Genomic DNA, 22,133 nt, shown 5'->3' on the forward strand with positions numbered 1-22,133 from the left:
TGCGTGCGACGGGTCAGCGGTTGGTCATGCGCCACCGGGCGAGCAGCACCCCGAGACGGTCCTCGACAGGACGGGGCGAGGTGCCCGAGAAGTTGCTCATCATCACGAAGACGTAGCGGCGCCCGTCGGCGCCCGACACGTAGCCGGCGAGCGACGTGACGCCCGTGAGGCTGCCGTTCTTGGCGCGCAGGTTGCCGGCCGCGGCGGTGCCGCGCATCCGTGAGGCGAGCGTGCCGCCCTGCCAGCGCACGGGGTCGACGCCGGCGACCGGAAGCGCCGCCCGGAAGGTCGCCCACCAGGGCGCGCGCTGGGCCTTGTCGAGCAGCATGGCGAGCTGGTTCGGGGTGAGCCGGTTGGCGCGGGCCAGCCCCGAGCCGTCGACGAAGCGGAGCCCCGTCACCGGGATGCCGATCGACACGGCATACGCCCGGAGCGCGGCCGTGCCGTCGGCCCAGCTGCCGGGCCGGCCCGTCCGCGCACCGAGGGTCTTGGTGATGGCCTCGGCGTGGGAGTTGTTGCTCAGCTTGAGGAAGGGCACGAGCAGCTGCCCCAGCGTCATCGAGGAGTGCCGGGCGAGGAGGGTGCGCGCCCTGGGGGTCGTGCCGCGCACGGCGGTGCCGTCGACCCGGATGCCCGCCGCGAGCAGACGAGCCCGCAGGGCGCGTGCGGTCATGAGGGCGGGGTCGTTCACCGTCACCCACTTGCGGGTGGCCGCGTGCCGCACCGGCACCTGACCGCTCACGGTGATGGTGTTGGTGCCCGCGGCGCGGGTCACCGCGATCGTCGTGGCGGTGCCGGCTGCCGAGGTGCGCGCCCGGTTGACGAGGCGCACGTGCGAGGCCGCGGAGGCCGGCGTCACCGTGAGGCGCGGCACGGCCGTCGTCGAGGTGCCGGGGGTCGCGGTGACGATGATGGTGCCGGCGTCGTAGTCGGTGTTCGGCGACAGCGTCAGCGCCGACACCTGTGCGGCGTAGTACGACGACGCGTACGACGAGGACCAGTACGGGTTGTAGCGCACCTCGTCGAACGCGGAGGCGTCGGCGACGACGTCGCCGGCGATGCGCGTGACGCCGCGCGACCTCAACGCGGAGGCGAGCGCGGTGAGGTCCTGCTCGCGCAGCGTGGGGTCGCCGCTCCCGCGCAGGTAGAGGCGGCCCGACACCACTCCCCCGGCCCCGACGGGCGCGCCGGCGTAGACATCCGTGGGCCAGCGGTAGCCGGCGCCGAGGCGGGTGAGCGCCGCTGCAGCGGTGAAGGTCTTCTGGGTCGACGCCGGCGCGAGCGGGGTGTCCGAGCCGCGCAGGTAGATGTTCGTGCGGGTCGAGGCGTCCCTGACGACGGCCCCCACCCTCGCCGTCGAGGCGGTGACCCGGGAGTCGGCGAAGACCCTGCTGATCTCGCGACGCAGCGCGGCGTCGCGGGTGTCGTAGACGGTCGCGCCGCTGCCGCGCGGAGCCGACGAGAGGACCGCGGCGACGGCCAGCATGACGACCGCCAGGAGGAAGGGCCAGCGGACGGGTTGCGTGCGTGGGCCGCGGGGGCCGCGCACGATCTTGGACGCTCGTGGAGTACGGACCATGACGACCTCCCGACGGGTGCCGCCGACGGCCCCGAGCGCCGCCGTCCGACCACCTCCCGAGCGAGGCTAGTCCGATTTGTCCGTTTTGGGGAGGGGCGCCGGCCGGCAGCTCCCCGCAGACGCCGAGGGCCGGCTCCCCTGACGGGGAGCCGGCCCAGCGGCATACGTGGTCGGGGCGTGTGCCCCGGGAGACCGGTCAGAACTGGTCGAGACCGAGAGCCTCGTCGTCGAGACGGATGGCCTCGCCCGAACCCGAACCGAAGCCTGCGTAGTCGTAGGCGTCGTAGTTCGGCAGCGAGTACATCGCGGCCTTGGCCTCCTCGGTGGGCTCGACCTTGATGTTCCGGTAGCGGGGCAGGCCCGTGCCGGCAGGGATGAGCTTTCCGAGGATGACGTTCTCCTTGAGGCCGAGCAGCGGGTCGGACTTGGCCTCCATGGCGGCCTGCGTGAGCACGCGGGTCGTCTCCTGGAAGGACGCGGCCGACAGCCACGACTCGGTCGCGAGCGAGGCCTTGGTGATGCCCATGAGCTCGGGACGTCCGGCAGCCGGGCGGCCACCCTCGGCCATGACCTTGCGGTTCTCCTCCTCGAAGCGACCACGCTCGGCGAGCTCGCCGGGCAGCAGGTCGGCGTCGCCGGCCTCGATGATCGTCACGCGACGCAGCATCTGGCGCACGATGACCTCGATGTGCTTGTCGTGGATCGACACACCCTGCTGGCGGTACACGTGCTGGACCTCGTCCACCAGGTGCTTCTGCGCCGCGCGCGGGCCGAGGATGCGAAGGACCTGCTTGGGGTCGATCGCGCCCTGGACCAGCTTGGTGCCGACCTCGACGTGGTCGCCGTCGCTCACGAGCAGGCGCGAACGCTTGCTCACGGGGTACGCGTGCTGCTCGGAGCCGTCGTCGGGCGTGAGCAGGACGCGGCGCGCCTTGTCGGTGTCCTCGATCTCGACGCGGCCGGTGGCCTCGGCGATCGGGGCGACACCCTTGGGCGTGCGGGCCTCGAAGAGCTCGACGACACGCGGCAGACCCTGGGTGATGTCGTCGGCCGCGGCCGCACCACCGGTGTGGAAGGTACGCATCGTCAGCTGCGTGCCGGGCTCACCGATCGACTGGGCCGCGATGATGCCGACGGCCTCGCCGATGTCGACGAGCTTGCCGGTCGCGAGCGAACGGCCGTAGCACTTCGCGCACGTGCCGACGCGGCTGTCGCAGGTGAGGACCGAGCGGACCCGGACCTCGTCGACGCCCGCGGCGTAGAGCGCGTCGATGACGACGTCACCGAGGTCGATGCCGGCCTCCGCGAGGACGGTGCCGTCCTTGTCGGTGACGTCCTCGGCGAGCGTGCGGGCGTAGACCGAGGCCTCGACGACCTCGCTCGGCGCGCGCGTGCCGGTGACCTCGTTGACCTGCGCGATCGGCAGCTTCAGGCCGCGCTCGGTGCCACAGTCGTCCTCACGGATGATGACGTCCTGCGACACGTCGACGAGACGACGCGTGAGGTAGCCGGAGTCGGCGGTACGAAGAGCCGTGTCGGCCAGACCCTTACGGGCACCGTGCGTCGAGATGAAGAACTCGAGCACCGTGAGGCCCTCACGGAAGTTCGCCTTGATCGGGCGCGGGATGATCTCGCCCTTCGGGTTGGCCATGAGGCCACGCATGCCGGCGATCTGACGGATCTGGAACCAGTTACCACCAGCACCCGAGGACACCATCCGGTAGATGGGGTTCGTGCGCGGGAAGTTGGTCTCCATCTCCTTGGCGACCTGGTTGGACGCCTGCGTCCAGATCTCGACGAGCTCCTGACGGCGCTCGTCGTCGGTGATCAGACCACGCTCGTACTGGGTCTGGACCTTCGCGGCCTTCGTCTCGTAGCCCTCGAGGATCTCCGCCTTGTTGTCCGGCGTCGTGACGTCGGCGATGGAGACGGTGCAGCCCGAGCGGGTCGACCAGTGGAAACCGGCCTCCTTGAGGGCGTCGAGGGACGCGGCGACCTGGACCTTGGAGTAGCGCTCCGCGAGGTCGTTGACGATCGCCGACAGGCGCTTGCGGTCGACGGCCCGGTTCTCGAACGGGTAGTCGACGGGCAGCGTGTCGTTGAAGATCGCGCGGCCGAGCGTCGTGTCGAGGGTCAGCACCGGCACGAGGCCGTCCTCGCCGGGCTCGACACCCTCGGGCAGCTCGAAGCCGGCCGGGGGCACCGCGTCGGTGAGGCGCAGCTTGATCGCCGAGCCGATCTGGATCTCGCCACGGTCGAAGGCCATGCGGGCCTCCGAGGGCGACGTGAACGCACGGCCCGCACCGAGACCGCCACCGTCGACGGCGTCGGTCAGGTGGTAGATGCCGGTGATCATGTCCTGGGTCGGCATGGTGACGGGGCGACCGTCGGCCGGCTTCAGGATGTTGTTGCTCGACAGCATGAGGATGCGGGCCTCGGCCTGCGCCTCCGCCGACAGCGGCACGTGGACGGCCATCTGGTCACCGTCGAAGTCGGCGTTGAAGGCCGAGCAGACGAGCGGGTGGATCTGGATGGCCTTGCCCTCGACGAGCTGCGGCTCGAACGCCTGGATGCCGAGACGGTGCAGCGTGGGTGCACGGTTGAGCAGCACCGGGTGCTCGGTGATGACCTCTTCGAGGACATCCCACACGACCGGGCGGGCACGCTCGACCATGCGCTTGGCCGACTTGATGTTCTGCGCGTGGTCGAGGTCGACCAGGCGCTTCATCACGAACGGCTTGAACAGCTCGAGGGCCATCTGCTTGGGCAGACCGCACTGGTGCAGCTTCAGCTGCGGGCCGACGACGATGACCGAACGGCCGGAGTAGTCGACGCGCTTGCCGAGCAGGTTCTGGCGGAAACGACCCTGCTTGCCCTTGAGCATGTCGGACAGCGACTTGAGCGGACGGTTGCCGGGGCCCGTGACCGGGCGACCACGACGGCCGTTGTCGAAGAGGCTGTCGACGGCCTCCTGGAGCATGCGCTTCTCGTTGTTGACGATGATCTCGGGCGCACCGAGGTCGAGCAGGCGCTTCAGGCGGTTGTTGCGGTTGATGACGCGACGGTAGAGGTCGTTGAGGTCCGAGGTCGCGAAGCGGCCACCGTCGAGCTGCACCATCGGGCGCAGGTCCGGCGGGATGACCGGGATCGCGTCGAGGACCATGCCCGACGGGTGGTTCGTCGTCGTCTGGAACGCGGTGACGACCTTGAGGCGCTTGATGGCGCGGGTCTTCTTCTGGCCCTTGCCGGTGGCGATGATCTCCTGGAGGAGCTCGGCCTCGGCCTCGAGGTCGAAGGACTCGAGGCGCTTCTGGATCGCCGCGGCGCCCATGCCGCCCTCGAAGTACAGACCGAAGCGGTCACGCATCTCGCGGTAGAGGATCTCGTCGCCCTCGAGGTCCTGGACCTTGAGGTTCTTGAAGCGGTCCCAGACCTGCTCGAGGCGCTCGACCTGCTGGTCGGCACGCTTGCGGATGTTGTTCATCTCGCGCTCGGCCTGGTCGCGGACCTTGCGCTTCGCGTCGGCCTTGGCACCCTCGGCCTCGAGCTCGGCGACGTTGCGCTCGAGCAGCTGCGCGCGGGCCTCGACGTCGGCGTCGCGGCGGTTCTCGATCTCCTTCTTCTCGACCTGGATCTGCGCCTCGAGCGAGGGCAGGTCGGCGTGACGCTGCTCCTCGTCGACGGACGTGATCATGTACGCCGCGAAGTAGATGACCTTCTCGAGGTCCTTCGGGGCGAGGTCGAGCAGGTAGCCGAGGCGGCTCGGGACGCCCTTGAAGTACCAGATGTGGGTGACGGGGGCGGCGAGCTCGATGTGGCCCATCCGCTCACGACGCACCTTGGCGCGCGTGACCTCGACGCCACAGCGCTCACAGATGATGCCCTTGAAGCGGACACGCTTGTACTTGCCGCAGTTGCACTCCCAGTCCCGGGTGGGGCCGAAGATGCGCTCGCAGAAGAGGCCCTCCTTCTCGGGCTTCAGCGTGCGGTAGTTGATGGTCTCGGGCTTCTTGACCTCGCCGTGGCTCCACTGGCGGATGGATTCCGCGGTGGCGAGGCCGATGCGCAGCTCGTCGAAGAAGTTGACGTCGAGCACGTGGTTCCTTCTCTCGTAACTCTCGTTAAGTCTTTGGTCTGAGTGGGATTCGAAGACGTGGGGTGCGTATGCCGCTCGGCGGGCCGGACGGCATACGCACCGTCAGTCGTGTGGTGGCCTTTCTCAGACCTCTTCGACGCTGGACGGCTCGCGCCGGCTCAGGTCGATGCCGAGCTCCTCCGCCGCGCGGAAGACCTCCTCGTCGGACTCCTTCATCTCGATCGTCGTGCCGTCGGAGCTCAGGACCTCGACGTTGAGACACAGCGACTGCATCTCCTTGAGGAGGACCTTGAAGGACTCCGGGATGCCCGAGTCGGGGATGTTCTCGCCCTTGACGATCGCCTCGTAGACCTTCACGCGGCCGGGGACGTCGTCGGACTTGATCGTCAGCAGCTCCTGGAGCGTGTAGGCGGCGCCGTACGCCTCGAGGGCCCAGACCTCCATCTCACCGAAGCGCTGGCCACCGAACTGGGCCTTACCGCCGAGCGGCTGCTGGGTGATCATCGAGTAGGGGCCCGTCGAGCGAGCGTGGATCTTGTCGTCGACGAGGTGGTGCAGCTTGAGGATGTACATGTAGCCGACCGCGACGGGCTCGGGGAACGGCTCGCCGGAGCGGCCGTCGAAGAGGCGCGTCTTGCCCGACGCGTCGATGAGGCGGACCCCGTCGCGCGTCTTGAGCGTCGAGTCGAGCAGACCGGTGACGACGTCCTCGGACGCACCGTCGAAGACCGGCGTCGCCACGCGCGTGCCCGCGGGGGCCTCGTGCGCGTCGGGCGCGATCTCCTTGGCCCACTCCGGGCTGCCCTCGATCTTCCAGCCGCGCGAGGCGGCCCAGCCGAGGTGCAGCTCGAGGATCTGGCCGAGGTTCATACGACGCGGAACACCGTGCGGGTTGAGCACGACGTCGACCGGCGTGCCGTCCTCGAGGAACGGCATGTCCTCGACCGGGAGGATCTTCGAGATGACGCCCTTGTTGCCGTGGCGGCCGGCGAGCTTGTCACCGTCGGTGATCTTGCGCTTGTTGGCCACGTAGACGCGCACGAGCTGGTTGACGCCGGGCGGCAGGTCGTCGCCCATGTCGGCGCGGAACTCCTTGACGCCGATGACCGTGCCGGTCTCGCCGTGGGGCACCTTGAGGCTCGTGTCGCGGACCTCGCGCGCCTTCTCACCGAAGATGGCGCGCAGCAGGCGCTCCTCCGGGGTCAGCTCGGTCTCACCCTTGGGCGTGACCTTGCCGACGAGCAGGTCGCCGTCGCGCACCTCGGCGCCGACGCGGATGATGCCGCGCTCGTCGAGGTCGGCGAGGACCTCCTCGGAGACGTTCGGGATGTCCCGGGTGATCTCCTCGGGGCCGAGCTTCGTGTCGCGGGCGTCGACCTCGTGCTCCTCGATGTGGATCGAGGAGAGGACGTCGTCCTGGACGAGACGCTGGCTGAGGATGATCGCGTCCTCGTAGTTGTGGCCCTCCCACGACATGAACGCCACGAGCAGGTTGCGCCCGAGCGCCATCTCGCCACCGTCGGTCGCGGGACCGTCGGCGATGACGCCGCCGGCCTCGAGACGGTCGCCCTCGTTGACGACGACGACCTGGTTGTAGCTCGTGCCCTGGTTGGAGCGCGCGAACTTGGCGATGCGGTAGGTCTGGTAGGTGCCGTCGTCGTTGGCGACGGTGACCAGGTCAGCCGACACCTCCTGCACGACACCGGCCTTCTCGGCGCGGACGACGTCGCCCGAGTCGAGGGCGGCGCGGAACTCCATGCCGGTGCCGACGATCGGCGCCTCGCTCTTGACGAGCGGGACGGCCTGACGCTGCATGTTGGCGCCCATGAGGGCACGGTTGGCGTCGTCGTGCTCGAGGAACGGGATCATCGCGGTCGCGGCCGACACCATCTGGCGCGGCGAGACGTCCATGTAGTCGACCTCGTCGCCGGGGACGAGCTCGACCTCTCCACCCTTGGTGCGCACGAGCACGCGGTCCTCGGTGAAGTTGTTCTGCTTGTCGAGCGGCGCGTTGGCCTGGGCGACGACGAAGCGGTCCTCCTCGTCGGCCGACAGGTAGTCGACGTCGTCGGTGACGTGGCCGTCGACGACCTTGCGGTACGGCGTCTCGATGAAGCCGAACGCGTTGATGCGACCGTAGGACGCGAGCGAGCCGATGAGGCCGATGTTCGGGCCTTCCGGCGTCTCGATCGGGCACATGCGGCCGTAGTGCGACGGGTGGACGTCACGGACCTCCATCTGGGCACGGTCGCGGGAGATACCACCCGGGCCGAGCGCGGAGAGGCGACGCTTGTGCGTCAGACCCGCGAGCGGGTTGTTCTGGTCCATGAACTGCGAGAGCTGCGAGGTGCCGAAGAACTCCTTGATCGACGCCACCACGGGGCGGATGTTGATCAGGGTCTGCGGGGTGATCGCCTCGACGTCCTGCGTGGTCATGCGCTCGCGGACGACGCGCTCCATGCGGGACAGGCCGGTGCGGACCTGGTTCTGGATGAGCTCGCCGACGGAGCGCAGGCGACGGTTGCCGAAGTGGTCGATGTCGTCGACCTCGACGCGGACGTCGATCTCCTCGCCGTTCTTGACGCCCTTCATCGAGTCCTGGCCGTCGTGCAGCGTGACGATGAACTTGATCGTCTTGACGATGTCGTCGATCGACAGCGTCGAGTCGTTGATCGAGCCGTCGAGGCCGAGCTTCTTGTTGACCTTGTAGCGGCCGACCTTGGCGAGGTCGTAGCGCTTGCCGTTGAAGTAGAGGTTGTCGAGCAGCGTCTGCGCGGCCTCCTTCGTCGGCGGCTCGCCCGGGCGCAGCTTGCGGTAGATGTCGAGCAGCGCGTCGTCCTGGCCCTGGGTGTGGTCCTTCTCCAGGGTGAGGCGCATCGACTCGAACTCGCCGAACTCCTCGAGGATCTGCGCCTCGGTCCAGCCGAGGGCCTTGAGCAGCACCGTGACGGACTGCTTGCGCTTGCGGTCGACGCGGACGCCGACCATGTCGCGCTTGTCGATCTCGAACTCGAGCCAGGCACCACGGCTCGGGATGATCTTCGCCGTGTAGATGTCCTTGTCGGACGTCTTGTCGGGGGTGCGCTCGAAGTAGACGCCCGGGCTGCGGACGAGCTGCGAGACGACGACACGCTCGGTGCCGTTGATGATGAAGGTGCCGCGCTCGGTCATGAGCGGGAAGTCACCCATGAACACCGTCTGGCTCTTGATCTCGCCCGTCTGGGCGTTCATGAACTCGGCGGTGACGAAGAGGGGTGCGTCGTACGTCTGGTCGCGCTCCTTGCACGACTCGATCGTCTTGCGGGTCTCCTCGAAGCGGTGGTCGCGGAACGACAGCGACATCGAGCCGCTGAAGTCCTCGATCGGGGAGATCTCCTCGAAGATCTCCTCGAGCCCGGACCGGTCCGGGACGTCGGTGCGCCCCTCGGCCTTGGCCGCGGCGACGCGAGCCTGCCAGCGCTCGTTGCCGAGCAGCCAGTCGAAGCTCTCCGTCTGAAGCGCCAGGAGGTCGGGGACCTCGAGTGGTTCGCGAATCTTCGCGAAGGACAGACGCCCCGAAGGGGTCTGTGCGGTGGACATGTTCGTCGCAGTACGCGAGGCAGCCAAGGAGGGTCCTTCCACGGGCCTTTTTCGAATCTTCAGATCCGCGTTGCCGCATGGCTCCGCTCGCGGGTCCGATGGTCGGGCCGGATGCCGTGTGGCATGGTGAATGGCCTGACCGAGGTCGCGAAAGGTGGGCATGGGCAGCGCAAAGGCTTAGCCTACCGTCGAAGGGCAGGAGTGTCCAGCCGGGTCAAGAGGCGGAGATCGTCGGCCGAGGTACGGTCCGGTCTCGAACGACCGGACGCCCTCGGCGTGACCTGCTACGCCTCCCGGACCGGGAGCTCGCGATGCGAACGCGACGAATATGGCCCGGCGAGGCCCTGACGTCAAGACCCTCCCACGTCGTAGGCGCGTCGTAGGCGCCTCGGAGCCGCCTCGGAGGCGTCTCGGAGGCGCGTCGCGGCCCCTGCTGCAGCACGGTCGGCACCTAGCATGGGCGGGGCAGCCAGTTCCGTAGACGCCACCTCCGAGAGGGAAGCCTTGTCCGACCAGAACCCGCCCGAGCAGCCGTCCTTCAACCGCCCCGCCGGCGACCCGACCACGCCGCTGCCGTCCGGCCAGCCCGGCCAGCCCGGCCAGCCCGGCCAGCCCGAGACGTCCCCAACCGGCAGCGGCAGCACCCCGCCGCCCCCTCCCCCGCCCTCCGACTACTCGAGCGCCCCGACCGACTACTCGACCGGCCAGACCGGCCCGTCCGGCCCGTCCGGGCCGTCCGGGCCGTCCGGGCCGTCCGGGCCGTCCGGGATGTCGAGCCTGCCCAACTCGGCCCGCGAGGGCGCCGGGTTCTTCAGCGCCCTGTTCGACTTCAGCTTCACCAACTTCGTGACGCCGATCCTCGTGCGGTTCGTCTACCTGCTCGCGACCGTGGCGCTCGTGGCCACCTGGCTGGTGCTGCTCTTCGCGAGCTTCCTGCGCGGCTTCGGCAGCGGCCTGTCGGTGCTCGTCCTCGGACCGATCTTCCTGGTCATCTACCTCGCGGTGATCCGCATGACGCTCGAGTTCTACCTGTCGGTCGTGCGCATGAGCGAGGACATCCACAAACGCCTCCCCCAGGCCTGAGCGTCCCGTCGAGTGCTCACTTCCGGGCCCTCCCGGGGGCCGTCGCCTCGGGCAGGGACGTCCGGAAGTGAGCACTCGACGTCAGAGTGACGGCTGTTGCTGGGTGATGCAGTGGATGCCGCCGCCGCGGTCGAAGAGCGGGCGGGCGTCGACACCGACGACCCGCCGGCCCGGGTAGGCCTCGGCGAGCACCGCCAGCGACGCCTCGTCCTGCGGGTCGCCGAACGTGCACGCGATGACGCCGTCGTTGACGACGAGGTGGTTGAGGTAGCTCCAGTCCACGGGCCCCTCGTCGTCGGCGAGGGTGCGCGGCGCCGGCACCCCGACCACCTCGAAGCGCTCGCCCCGGGCGTCTCGGGCGTCCTCGAGCAGGGCCCGCAGCTCGCGCGAGACGGCGTGGTCGGGGTGACTCTCGTCCTGCTGCTCGTGGAGCAGGACGACGCCCGGGCTCGGGATCGCCGCGACGATGTCGACGTGGCCGCGGGTGCCGAACTCGTCGTAGTCGCGGGTCAGGCCGCGGGGCAGCCAGATGCAGGCCGTGGCGCCGATGGTGCGGGCGAGCTCGGCCTCGACGTCGGCACGGGTCAGGCCGGGGTTGCGGCCCGGGTCGAGCTGCACGGTCTCGGTGAGCAGCACGGTGCCGAGGCCGTCGACGTGGATGCCGCCGCCCTCGTTGACCAGGGTCGAGCCGACCACCTCGGCGCCGCTCAGGCCGGCGACGAACGAGCCGACGCGCGCGTCGTGCTCCCAGCGGGCCCAGGACTGCGCACCCCAGCCGTTGAACACCCAGTCGACCGCCCCGAGCCGGGAACCGTCGGCCGAATGCACGAAGGTGGGGCCGATGTCGCGCATCCACGCGTCGTCGAGCTCGGCCGGGACCAGCTCGACGTCGGGGTTCAGGTGCTCGCGCGCCACGGCGAGGTCGTCGGGCACGACGACCATGCGCACCGGCTCGAACTCGGCGACGGCGTTGGCGACCGCGGCCCACGTGCGCCGCGCCTTCGTCGCCTCTTCCGCCGTGTCACCGAGCGTGTAGCCCTGGCTCGGCCACGCCATCCACGTGCAGTCGTGGGGGGCGGTCTCGGAGGGCATGCGCCAGCCCGGCGCCGTGGCGCCTGCCACCTCGCCTGACACCGACCCCGACACCGGTGCCGACCCCGACGCCGAGGCCTCGACGGCGTCGGTCACCGGGCCACCTCGCGACGGTGCTCGGTGCGCACGGGGGCGGTCAGGGCGGCATAAGAGTCGGGTCGGCGGGTCTCGAGGAACGGGAACAGCTCGAGCCAGTCACGACGCTGGGCGAGGTCGAGGTCGGCGACCAGCACTGCCGCCTCGTCGCGCGGGGCCTGCACGAGGATGCGGCCGTACGGGTCGGAGATGAACGAGCTGCCGTAGAAGGTGATGAGGCCTTCGGTGCCGAAGCGGTTGGGGACGACCATGAAGAGGCCGTTCGCGATGCCGTTGCCGACGATGACCTGCTGCCACAGCGGCTGCGTGTCGAACTCGGGGTGGTCGGGCTCGGACCCGATGGCCGTCGGGTAGCAGAGCACCTCGGCGCCGCCGAGGGAGTAGAGCCGTGCGACCTCGGGGAACCACTCGTCCCAACACGTCGGCAGGCCGAGCCGCACCGACGGGTCCTGCAGGGACACAACGGGATACGCGTCTTCGGGGGGACCGGGGCGGAAGTACTTGTCCTCGTAGTAGCCGGCCGTCACCGGGATGTGCGTCTTGCGGGTGCGGGCGACCAGCTCGCCGCTCGGGGCGACGACCACGGCGGTGTTGAAACCGAGCCCGTCACCGGCGTCGGCGCGCTCGTACAGGGAGGCGTGGACGTGGACGCCGAAGTCGCGGGCCGCGTCGCGCGCGAAGGTGACGGTGGGCCCCGACTCGAGGTCCTCGGCGATGGCGGAGGGTGTGCCCTCGGGCAGGGTGTCGGCCGGGTAGCGCGACAGGGTCAGCTCGGGCAGGAAGACGATGGTGGCGCCCGCCTCGGCGGCGGCGCGGATGCCGTCACGCAGGGTCGCGACGAGCGCTCCGGGGTCGTCGACCCACTCGTGCTGGACGACGCCCACCCGCACGGGGGCGGCCTCCGGCTGGTCGACGCGGGCAAGGGACACAGGGACGCCATCGGCCTGGATCAGCTTCACAGCAGGCAGTATGCCGCAGCGCCGGGAGTCGCTCCGACCCGCGCCGAGGTGGCGCCTCGGTCCCGGACGTCGGGGTCGACGCCCGGGACCTTCCCCCAGGTTCCCCCTGGTCGGGAGCCGGCCTGGAGCTGACGGTCAGAACGCAGAGAGCTCGCTCACGAGCCAGCGGTCGCCGACCTTCCGCATCGTGGCGATGACCCGGTTCTGGTCGATCGCCGGGGCCTGCTGCGCCTTGGTGGTCGTGGCCTGGTTGACGAAGGCCATGACGCGCACCGTGGTGCCCTCGCCGCCGTCGCCCGTGGTGTCCATGACGCCGGCCTCGTAGACCTTGGCCTGCACGGTCGCCTCGTTCTTGACGGCCATGGGCTTGATGTCGCTGGCGGCGACCTTGGTGAACTGGTCCTTGAAGGGTGCCGTCAGCTGCGGGGACACCTCGCCGACGTGCTTGTCGAACGTCGAGCCGCTGTAGCTGAGCAGGCTCTCGAGGGTGGTGCGGGCCGAGCTGACCGCTGCCGTGCGGTCGCCGTCGGACACGGTCGGCCGCAGGCCGTAGACCAGTGCGGTGACGAGCAGGGCGAGAGCCACTGCGGCGCCGATGGCAGACGCCCACAGCGGGCCGCGACGGGTGCGCCGGTCGGCAGGGTCGGCGTTCGCGGCAGGGTCGGCGATCGCGTCAGCGGCGACCGTGGCGTGAGCCGACGCGTCGTCGGTCTCGACGAGGTCGGTGCCACGGGCGAGCTGGGCGTCGCGCTCGACGTCGGTGTCGGCCTCAGCGGTGTCGGCCTCGAGATCGGTGTCGGGCTCGAGGTCGGTGGGTCGGTCGAGCACGAGGGTGCCGGTCGCGGTGTCGCGGCCGCGCCGTCGGGCACCGGCGACACGACGACGCGAGCCTGCGGCTGCTGCGGCAGGGCGTCGGGGGTCAGCTGACGAAGTCAAGGGAGCTCACCTTCCACGAGTCGCCGACCTTCACGAGGTCGAGCCGGAGCCGGTAGGTCTTCTTCTCGGCCTTGGGGGTCGAGGCGTTGGTCGTGGGCGCGACCACGCCGACGATGACCTTGGCCGAGTCGGCGTCGCCCGAGACGAGCGAGGCCTCGGCCCGCTCGACGGTCGAGACGGTCTTGTTGGCTGTCACGACCGGCTTCAGCTGGGCCAACGTCGCGCTGTACTCCTTCTGGAACGAGCCCGTGGAGTCGGCGAGGACACGCTTGGTGTCGGCGTCGAACGTCGAGGCGTTCATCGTCACGAAGTTGACCGCGATCTGGCGGCCCGCCGCGAGCGCCGTGTCGCGGGCGTCCGCGGCGCGCTGGGCCTGCCAGGCCGAGCGGCCGAGCGTCGCCGCCACGGCCACCGCCGCGAGGAGCAGCACCGCCGCGAGTGCCCAGAGCAGTCGTGAGGTGGGTCGCCACGTGCGGACACCCCTGAGGCCCGCACGTGGCGCGTCGTCGCGGCCGGGAGCGGCGGTGTCGCGCTCGGCCACGGTGTCGCTGGAGCCGCGGGTGTCGCCGGCAGCCGGGCCGTCGGGTTGGGGTGACCGGTTGGGGAGCTCGGTCTCCGCAGGGGAGGTCGAGCGGGTGGGGGCCATCGTCATCGAGGGGATTCCTTCCGTCACCGGCTCAGCGGAGCGCCTCCTGCATCATCCAGAGCCAGCTCGTGCCGTTGTCGGTCCGTGCGTCGCCACCGGCCGGGACGACCGGCGACTGGACTGACAACGACGCAGGGCTGCCCGAGGTCACGGCCGGGTTGCCCAGAGTCACGGGAGTGGGACCGAACGCCATCGGGTAGCTCTGGCCGCCCTGCCCGGAACGGGAGGGTTTGGGCGCGTTCTGCGCCCCTCGCACGTTGACGCCGGAACCCCGCGAGGCGGCGCAGTGCGCATCGAGGTTGACCGGCGGCAGACCGGCGGTGCGGTGCGGGTCGACCTTCTTCGTGCCCTCGTAGCCCGCCGTGCACGCCTTGGGGTCGTCGGCGTTGAGCACGAGCCCGAAGTGGGCGGTGCCGTCGCCCGGCACGACGGTGAAGCCGCCGTTGACGACGTCGGGGTAGGTGACGAGGAGCTGCTCGATGCCGTCGAGGCGCGCCGTGGTCACGTTGCCGACCGTGATGAAGTTGGCGATGAGCGCCGCGAGGCTCTGCTTGTTCTCGGCGATGAGCGCGTCGAGCTCCTTGGCGGCGACGGCGCCACGGTCGAGCACGACGCGCAGGTCGGGATCGGCCTGACGCAGGGCGTCGGCCACGTCGGCGAAGCCGGAGACGCTGGTGCGGATGTCCTTGCCCGACTTCACCTGGGTGTCGAGGACGATGCGTCCGTCGTCGATGAGCTTCGTCGTCTCGGGCAGGGCCTCGGAGGCGGCCGCGGTCAGGGCGTTGCCCGAGTCGATGAGCCGCTGCAGGTCGGCGCCGCCGCCCTTGAAGGCCTCGGCCAGCTCGTCGACGGTGGTGACGAGCGCGTCCTTGGGCACGGATGCGACGGTGTTGTCGACGTGCTGGAGCAGCTGGTCGATGCGGATGGGGAACGCCGTGCGGTCGCGTGGGATCACGTCGCCGGCCGCGAGGTAGGGCGCGCTCGACGTGCGCGGCTGCAGGTCGAGATACTGCTCCCCCACCGCGGAACGGTTCTCGACGACGGCCCTCGCATCCTTCGGCACCTCGGTGCCGCGGTCGAGCCGTGCGTCGACGACGACACCGTCACCCGAGAGACGCATCGTCTCGACCTTGCCGACCGTGACGCCGCGGTAGGTGACCTCTGCCCCGACGAAGATGCCGCCCGACTGGGCCAGGTCGGCGGACACGACGTAGCTGCCGCCGGCGATCTTGTCGGTCAGCCCGACGTAGTTCGCGGAGAGGACGGCGACGAGGACCACCGAGAGCAGGGCGAACGCGGCGAGCTGGAGCCGCACGGTGCGGGTGATCATCGGGAGCCTCCCGTGGGGAAGAGGGCAGACCACGAGGCCTGGTCGGCCTGGGCGCTGCCCTGCGGCGCACCGAGCAGGCCACCGGGCAGAGTCGTGGGTATGCCGGTGGGCAGTCCGGGCGCGGACGGCACCGGGATGCTCGGGCGCGGCACCGACGGCAGCGGCACCGACGGCAGCGGCACGCCCGGGACGGCGGGCAGGTTGGGCAGCCTGCCGACCCCGAGGTTGCCGGCGATCGTGTCGACGTTGGTGTCGAGGGTGGCCCAGAGGTTGGTGAAGTCACCCTTGATGGTGTTCTGGGCGTTGTTGGGGAACGGATAGGTCAGCAGCAGCTGGAAGCTCTTGGGCAGGTCGTCTCCGGCCTTGTTGAGCTGGCGCAGGATCGGGCTGACGGCCCGCAGGTTGGCCTCGAGGTCGGCTCGCGACCCGCGGATGACGCGGGTGCCGACCTCGCCGAGGTCGCGCAGGGCCGTGAGCATCGCGGTGAGCTGGCGGCGCTGGTCGGCGAGGATCTTGAGACCCTTCGGCAGCTCGTCGAGGGCCTTGGCGATCTTCTCCTGGTTCTTGGCCAGGGTGCCGGAGAGCCGGTCGATGCTGTCGATGGCGCGGACGATCTCGCCCTTCTGGGCGTCGAGCCCGCCGACGAACGTGTTCAGCTGGCCGACGAGGTCCTTGACGTCGCCGGTGCGACCGCGCAGCGCGTTGTTCAGCTCGACCTCGATGGTCTTCAGCTGCGCCACGCCGCCACCGTTGAGCAGCAGCGACATCGCGCCGAGGACCTCCTCGACCTCGGGGTTGCGGCTCGTGCGGGCCAGCGGGATGCGGTCACCCTCGCCGAGACGGCCCTGCGGCTTCGCGTCGGTGGGGGCGGCGAGCGCGACGTACTTCTCGCCGAGCAGGGAGGTCTGCTTCAGCTCCGCCGTGGCGTTGTCGGGCAGCACCACGGTCGCGGGCAGGCGGAGGCGGACCGTCGCGGTCCACCCGGTGACCTGGATGTCCTCGACCGAGCCGACCGTCACCTGGTTGACCTTGACGGACGACTGCGGCACGAGGTCGAGAACGTCGGCGAACTCGGCCGAGACCGTGTACGAGTTGTCGCCGGTGCCGGCGCCGCCCGGGAGCGGCAGGTCGTAGGCGCTGCAGCCACCGAGGGCCAGGGCGCCGAGCACCACCGCGGCTAGCGCGGCACGTGAGCGGGAGCGGACGGCATACGTCATCGGGAACCTCCGAGGAGTCCGCCGAGGGTCGGGTCGGCACCGCGCAGGTTGACCAGCCCGCCGGGCTGCGGGCTGCCTTGCAGCGCAGCGCCGTTCGGCAGCGAGGGGAGCTGGGGCAGCTTGGGCACCACGGCCTTCTTCAACGAGTCGCACAGGCGCGTGTTGCCGGTGTTGGTGGGTCCGGTGAGGATCGAGCAGACGAGCAGGAGCGGGTCGTCGAAGCCCTTGGCGTTGTTCCGCGTGTCGAGCGTGCCCGTCTCGGGGTGGTAGGCGTTCTGCAGGTTCGACAGGGCCACCGGGGCGTTCTCGAGCACCTGGGCCAGGGCCTGGCGGTTCTTCGCGAACGCGCCCGTCACGGTGACGGCACGGTCGAGGTTGCTCTTGAGCAGGGACCGGTTGTCGGACACGAACCCGGACACCTCGTCGACCGCGACCCCCAGGCTGCTGAGCGTCGCCTTGAGGTTCTCGCGCTCCTCGCTCAGCTGCACCGCCACGGTGGCGAGGTCGCTGTTGAGCCGACGCACCTGCGCGTTGTTCGTGGCGAGCATCGAGGTGAAGGACTGGAGGTTCTTCACCGTTCCGAAGAGGTCGTCGCGGCTGCCCGAGAGGGTCGACAGGGCCGTCGACAGGTCGCGCACCGTCGAGTTCAGCTTGTCGCCGTTGCCGTCGAGGTTCGCGGCGGAGGTCTGGAGCAGCTGGTTGAGGGCGCCGTCCTTGTTGGCGCCGTCGGGACCGAGCGCGACCATGAGGTCGTCGAGGCTCTGCGACACCCGGTCGAGCTCGACCGGGACAGCCGTGCGCGAGACCGGGATGCGCGTGCCCGCGGCGAGCGCCGGGCCGGCCTCGTAGACGGGGAGCAGCTGGACGTAGCGGTCGGAGACGAGCGACGGGGCCACGATGGCGGCCTTCGCCGTCGCGGGCACGCGGTACTTCTCGTCGTAGCTGAACGTGACGTGCACGTGGTCGCCCTCGGGCACCACCGCGTCGACCTGGCCGACCCTGACGCCGAGGATGCGTACGTCGGAGCCGGGGTAGAGCCCGACGGCCCGGGTGAAGTCGGCGCTGACGGTCGTCTGCTGCTGCCGCGGCCAGAAGAGGAACGCGGCCGCGACGAGGGCGACGACCACGAGGCCGGTGACGACCTTGCCGAGCACGGTCGCAGGCCCGTGGAACCGGCCGAACGGCATACGGCTGCGGGTCTCGGTGACCATCAGCGAGCACCTCCCGTGAGGCCCGGCAGGAGCAGGTCGGGCAGCTGCGTGCCGGGCAGTGCGAGGCCGGGGCTGCCGACCGGCACGACGAGGTTGGACACCCAGGTGTCGAACCAGCGGCCGGTGCCGAGGGTGTTGGCGTAGACGCGGGTGAAGGGTGCCATGGCGCGGATCGTCTTCTGGAGGTCGGTGTCGTGCTTCTGGAGCAGCGCGAGGGTCTTGTCGAGCTCGGCGAGCGCGGGCTTCAGCTGGGCCCTGTTGTCGCGGGCCAGGCCGGTCAGCTGCGTGGCGAGCGCCGACGTGTTGCGGAACAGCGTGCGGATGTCGTCGCGACGCTTCACCAGCTCGACCATGAGCAGGTCGGCATCCTTGATGAGCGTGCCGACCTGCTGGTTGCGGCTGCGCACGAGACCGGTGACGCTGTTGGCGCGCTGCAGCAGCGACCCGAGCTCGGCGTCGCGGCTCGCGACGGTGCGGGACAGGCGCGACAGCCCGTCGAGCGTGGAGCGGACGTACTGCGGGCTGTCCTTGAACTCGGTCGCGATGACCGACAGCGACTGGGCCAGCTGGCCGGTGTCGATGCGCTCGGTCGTGGTCGTGAGGTCCTGGAAGGCGTTGATGACGTCGTAGGAGCTGACCGTGCGCGACACCGGGATCTGGCTGTCGGCGTCGAGCTGCCCGTCGCCCTTGGGGTCGAGCGCGACGTACTTCTCCCCGAGGATCGTCTTCATCCGGATGGAGGCCCCGGTGCGGGTGCCGAAGGAGGCGTCCTCGGTGACGGTGAAGTCGACGCGGACGTGGCCGTCTTCCAGGTCGACCCCGGTGACCTTGCCGACCTTGACGCCCGCGATGCGCACGTCGTCGTCGGGCCGGATGCCGCCCGCCTCGGTGAAGGCCGCACTGTACGAGGTGCCGCCGCCGATGAAGGGCAGGTTCGAGGCGTTGAACGCGAGGAAGAGCAGCAGCCCGAGGATCGCCAGACCGGCGGCGCCGATCGGCACGGGGTTGCGCTCGCGGAAGGGCGTGCTCATGAGTTGCACCTCGCGGACGCGACGGAGTAGGTGGGCGAGACACCGGGCAGCAGGGGGCTCTTGGTGTCGAACCGGCACAGGTAGAAGTTGAACCACGAGCCGTAGGTGGCCGTGCGCGTCAGGGTCGTGATGCGCTGCGTCGCGCTCGAGATGAAGTCCTCGAACTGCTTGACGTTGGCCGGCTTGTTGAGCGTCGTGGCGAGCGTGCGCAGCTGGGCGACGTCGTCCTTGATGAGCGGCCGCGTCGACACCAGAAGGTCGGCCGTTTCGGCGGAGAGCGTGTTGATGCCCGACAGCGAGCGACCGATCGTCTCGCGGTCGGCCGCGAGCCCGCTGGTGAAGCGCTGCAGCTGGTCGATGAGCGAGAGCAGCTGCTGGTCGTGGGCGTCGACCGTGCCCAGCACCGTGTTGAGGTTGTCGATGGTGCGGCCGATGACGGCGTCGCGGTCGGCGATCGTCGAGGTGAGGCTCGCGGTCTTGGCGAGCAGGCTGTTGATGTCGCCGCCCTCGCCCTGGAGGGTCTGGATGAGCAGGCCCGAGAGCTCGTTGACGTCGCTCGGCGAGAGCGCCGCGAACAGCGGCTTGAAGCCGTTGAAGAGGACGGTGAGGTCCAGTGCCGGGTGGGTCCGGGAGAGCGGGATCGTCGCACCGTCAGTGAGCGCGGCCGGGTTGCCGGCGCCCTGCGTCAGCGCGAGGTAGCGCTGGCCGACGAGGTTGCGGTACTTGACCGTCACCTCGGTGCCCTGGGTGAGCACCGAGCTCTTGAGCACCGAGAACTCGATCGCTGCGTTCGCGTGGTCGGAGCCGGCGCCGGGCGCGACCCGCACGTCGGTCACCTCCCCCACGCGTACGCCGGCGATGCGGACGTCCTGGCCCGCGATGACGCCGGTGGCGTCGCTGACGAGGGCCGTGTAGGTCGCCTTCGAGCCGAGCTGGATGTTGGCGATCGTCAGGGCGAGGATGCTGGTCGCGAACAGGGTGACGGCCGCGAAGAGGATGAGCTTGACGAGGGAGCCTTTGACCTTCATCGGGTGCTCACCACCGTTCCGCGCATCATCGGTCCGGCGAGCAGCGTGCGTATGCCGTCCGAACCGTCAGGGGTGCCGCCGCTGCCGTGGCGGCCGTCGCCGGCGAAGAGCGCACTCACGACGCGCTGCTCGTCGACCGTGCCCGCCGTTCCCGAGTCGGCCGAGGCGTCGCCCAGCAGGGCCTGCGGCACGCCGGAGAAGGCCTCGCTCGCCGGCTTCGTGCCGTCGTCGAAGTGGTTGCCGGCGAAGGGGTTCGACTGCGACCCGTCGGGGCTCGGCAGCCCGTAGCAGCGCGGCCCGCGCTTGTCGCCCCAGCTGGGCTCCTCCCCGGGCTGGTAGGCCTTGCGCGGCTTCACGACCTCGAGCGTGATGTGGAAGGTGCCTCCCGAGAACGCCTGGTTGGCCCGCGGCAGCCAGTTGACCATGCCCGAGGCGACGCAGGGGTAGATCGGCGAGTACTCGGCGAGGACGGCGAGCGTCGGCCGGCTCACCTGCCCGACCTGGATGATGCGCTCCTCGTTGTCGCGGAGGAACCCGGCCGCCTGGTTGGCGAAGCCAGCGGTGCCGACGAGGAAGGCGGCCAGCTGCTGGTCCTTCTCGACGATGGTGCGGTTCGTGACGCGCAGCGACTCGGTCAGGCGGAAGAAGTCGGGGGCGACCCCGTTGTAGAGGTCTGCGGTGTCGGCGAGCAGGGAGATGTCCTTCTGGATCGTCGGCATGCTGGGGTTGAGCGCCTTGAGGTAGCGGTCGACGAGCACGAAGTTGCGGCCGATCTGGTCGCCGCGACCGTCGAGCGTCGTCGACAGGGCGTTCAGCGTCGTCGCCAGCTTGGCGGGCTGCACCGTGCGCAGCAGGGGGTAGAGATTGTCGAAGACGGTCTCGAGCTCGATGGCGACCTTGCTGCGGTCCTGCGGGATGACGTCGCCGGCCCGGATCGACCGCTGGCTCGGACCCGCCGTGACGAGGTCGACGTAGCGCTCGCCGAAGAGCGTCTTGGGCAGCAGCCGGGCGGTGACGTTGGAGGGGATCTTCGCCACGTCGTCGGGCTGCAGCGCCAGCTGGAGGCGGGCACCGGTGGGCGTCGCCTCGACCGTGCGCACCTCGCCGACGAGCAGGCCGCGCAGCTTGACGTCCGAGCTCTCCTGCATCTGGCTGCCGAGGCGGTTCGTCTCGAGCGTCACCATGACGACGGGCGTGAACCGCTTCTGGAACGACGCGATGCTGAGTCCGAGCAGCAGGGCCAGCACCACGAGGAACACCAGGCCGTAGCCCTTCTGCCCCAGTCGCTTTCGCGTGTGCTGGGTGATGGGGCCCGGCGTCGAGTCGGTGCTGACGTCGTCGGGCGCGGCGGTCTTGGTGGCACTCATCCGGCGATCCGAACACTCGTGGTCGCGCCCCAGATGGCGAGCGACAGGAAGAAGTCGACGATGTTGATGGCGACGATCGAGGTGCGCACCGCGGTGCCGACCGCGACCCCCACGCCGGCCGGGCCGCCCGATGCGGTGTAGCCGTAGTAGCAGTGGATGAGGATGATCACGACCGCGAACACCATGACCTTGGCGAACGACCAGAAGACGTCGCCCGGTGGCAGGAACAGGTGGAAGTAGTGGTCGTAGGTGCCCTCGGACTGCCCGAAGTAGGCGGTGGAGATGAACCGCGTCGCCGCGTACGAGCTGAGCAGCCCGAGCACGTAGAGCGGGATCACGGCGATGAAGCCGGCGATCATGCGGGTGGTGACGAGGAACGGCAGCGACGGGATGCCCATCACCTCGAGCGCGTCGACCTCCTCGGAGATGCGCATCGCGCCGAGCTGGGCCGTGAAGCCGCAGCCGACCGTGGCGGCGAGCGCCAGGCCCGCGACGAGCGGCGCGATCTCTCGGGTGTTGAGGTAGGCCGAGAAGAAGCCGGTGAAGGCGCCCGTGCCGAGCTGGTCGAGCGAGGAGTAGCCCTGGAGGCCGACCTCGGTGCCGGTGAAGAAGGCGAGGAAGGCGATGACGCCGACGGTGCCGCCGATGACCGACAGCGCGCCGGTGCCGAGCGACACCTCGGCGAGGAGGCGCACGACCTCCTTCTTGTAGCGGCGCAGCGTGCGCCCGCTCCACGCGAGGGAGCGCACGTAGAAGCGCATCTGCTCGCCGAGCGAGTCGAGCGCGCGGGAGGGGCCGCCGGCCAGCTGGAGCAGGCGCTCCGCGCTCTGCGAGCCCTGCGCGCGCGAGGGACGGGTCCGGGTCTTGGTCGCCATGGTCGGTT

15 protein-coding genes are annotated in these 22,133 nt (G+C 70.1%); 1 reads left to right on the forward strand and 14 read right to left on the reverse strand.

Features of this window, described 5'->3' with window-relative positions:
- Nucleotides 1-13 precede the first annotated feature (13 nt).
- From dacB to rpoB, 3 genes are all read right to left on the reverse strand, one after another.
- Nucleotides 14-1,579 carry a D-alanyl-D-alanine carboxypeptidase/D-alanyl-D-alanine endopeptidase gene (dacB, locus tag ACXR8F_RS02285; RefSeq protein ID WP_458798561.1) on the reverse strand — a complete coding sequence of 522 codons (1,566 nt, stop codon included), beginning with the start codon at nt 1,577-1,579 and terminating at the stop codon, nt 14-16.
- A 196-nt stretch (nt 1,580-1,775) separates the two neighbouring features.
- On the reverse strand, nt 1,776-5,675 hold the full coding sequence (locus ACXR8F_RS02290; RefSeq protein WP_458798562.1) for a DNA-directed RNA polymerase subunit beta': 3,900 nt from the start codon (nt 5,673-5,675) through the stop codon (nt 1,776-1,778).
- A gap of 123 nt (nt 5,676-5,798) precedes the next feature.
- Complete coding sequence (rpoB, locus tag ACXR8F_RS02295; protein WP_045191915.1) at nt 5,799-9,281, reverse strand: DNA-directed RNA polymerase subunit beta; 3,483 nt, start codon at nt 9,279-9,281, stop codon at nt 5,799-5,801.
- Nucleotides 9,282-9,758: 477 nt separating this feature from the next.
- Here rpoB and ACXR8F_RS02300 point away from each other — a divergent pair, with 477 nt between their 5' ends.
- Nucleotides 9,759-10,337 carry a DUF4282 domain-containing protein gene (locus ACXR8F_RS02300; RefSeq protein ID WP_458798563.1) on the forward strand — a complete coding sequence of 193 codons (579 nt, stop codon included), beginning with the start codon at nt 9,759-9,761 and terminating at the stop codon, nt 10,335-10,337.
- 81 nt (nt 10,338-10,418) lie between these two features.
- Here the strand turns inward: ACXR8F_RS02300 and ACXR8F_RS02305 are convergent, their stop codons facing one another.
- The 11 genes from ACXR8F_RS02305 to ACXR8F_RS02355 form a co-directional block, all read right to left on the reverse strand.
- The gene (locus ACXR8F_RS02305; RefSeq protein ID WP_458798829.1) at nt 10,419-11,429 is read right to left on the reverse strand and encodes an agmatine deiminase family protein; all 1,011 of its coding nucleotides are present in this window, start codon (nt 11,427-11,429) and stop codon (nt 10,419-10,421) included.
- Nucleotides 11,430-11,521: 92 nt separating this feature from the next.
- Nucleotides 11,522-12,484: a nitrilase-related carbon-nitrogen hydrolase gene (locus tag ACXR8F_RS02310; RefSeq protein ID WP_458798564.1), complete on the reverse strand. Its 963-nt coding sequence runs from the start codon at nt 12,482-12,484 to the stop codon at nt 11,522-11,524.
- A 135-nt stretch (nt 12,485-12,619) separates the two neighbouring features.
- Nucleotides 12,620-13,420 carry a hypothetical protein gene (locus ACXR8F_RS02315; protein WP_458798565.1) on the reverse strand — a complete coding sequence of 267 codons (801 nt, stop codon included), beginning with the start codon at nt 13,418-13,420 and terminating at the stop codon, nt 12,620-12,622.
- A complete protein-coding gene (locus ACXR8F_RS02320; protein ID WP_458798566.1) occupies nt 13,404-14,093 on the reverse strand; it encodes a hypothetical protein in 690 nt (229 codons plus the stop codon). Before ACXR8F_RS02320 ends, ACXR8F_RS02315 begins: the two co-directional genes overlap by 17 nt.
- A gap of 4 nt (nt 14,094-14,097) precedes the next feature.
- Entirely contained in the window at nt 14,098-15,396 is a 1,299-nt protein-coding gene (locus tag ACXR8F_RS02325; protein ID WP_458798567.1) for an MCE family protein, read from the reverse strand.
- Nucleotides 15,393-16,613, reverse strand: coding sequence for an MCE family protein (locus ACXR8F_RS02330; protein ID WP_458798568.1), 1,221 nt, complete (start codon nt 16,611-16,613; stop codon nt 15,393-15,395). The genes ACXR8F_RS02325 and ACXR8F_RS02330 overlap by 4 nt, the downstream gene beginning before the upstream one ends.
- Nucleotides 16,610-17,824, reverse strand: coding sequence for an MCE family protein (locus ACXR8F_RS02335; RefSeq protein WP_458798569.1), 1,215 nt, complete (start codon nt 17,822-17,824; stop codon nt 16,610-16,612). Before ACXR8F_RS02335 ends, ACXR8F_RS02330 begins: the two co-directional genes overlap by 4 nt.
- Nucleotides 17,824-18,855 (reverse strand): MCE family protein, encoded by a 1,032-nt coding sequence (locus ACXR8F_RS02340; RefSeq protein WP_458798570.1) that lies wholly within the window; start codon nt 18,853-18,855, stop codon nt 17,824-17,826. The genes ACXR8F_RS02335 and ACXR8F_RS02340 overlap by 1 nt, the downstream gene beginning before the upstream one ends.
- Entirely contained in the window at nt 18,852-19,883 is a 1,032-nt protein-coding gene (locus ACXR8F_RS02345) for an MCE family protein (RefSeq protein WP_458798571.1), read from the reverse strand. The genes ACXR8F_RS02340 and ACXR8F_RS02345 overlap by 4 nt, the downstream gene beginning before the upstream one ends.
- Nucleotides 19,880-21,250: an MCE family protein gene (locus ACXR8F_RS02350; RefSeq protein WP_458798572.1), complete on the reverse strand. Its 1,371-nt coding sequence runs from the start codon at nt 21,248-21,250 to the stop codon at nt 19,880-19,882. The genes ACXR8F_RS02345 and ACXR8F_RS02350 overlap by 4 nt, the downstream gene beginning before the upstream one ends.
- Entirely contained in the window at nt 21,247-22,125 is an 879-nt protein-coding gene (locus tag ACXR8F_RS02355) for an MlaE family ABC transporter permease (RefSeq protein WP_045191923.1), read from the reverse strand. The genes ACXR8F_RS02350 and ACXR8F_RS02355 overlap by 4 nt, the downstream gene beginning before the upstream one ends.
- Nucleotides 22,126-22,133 lie beyond the last annotated feature (8 nt).

Source organism: Terrabacter sp. AAH1 (assembly GCF_054456855.1).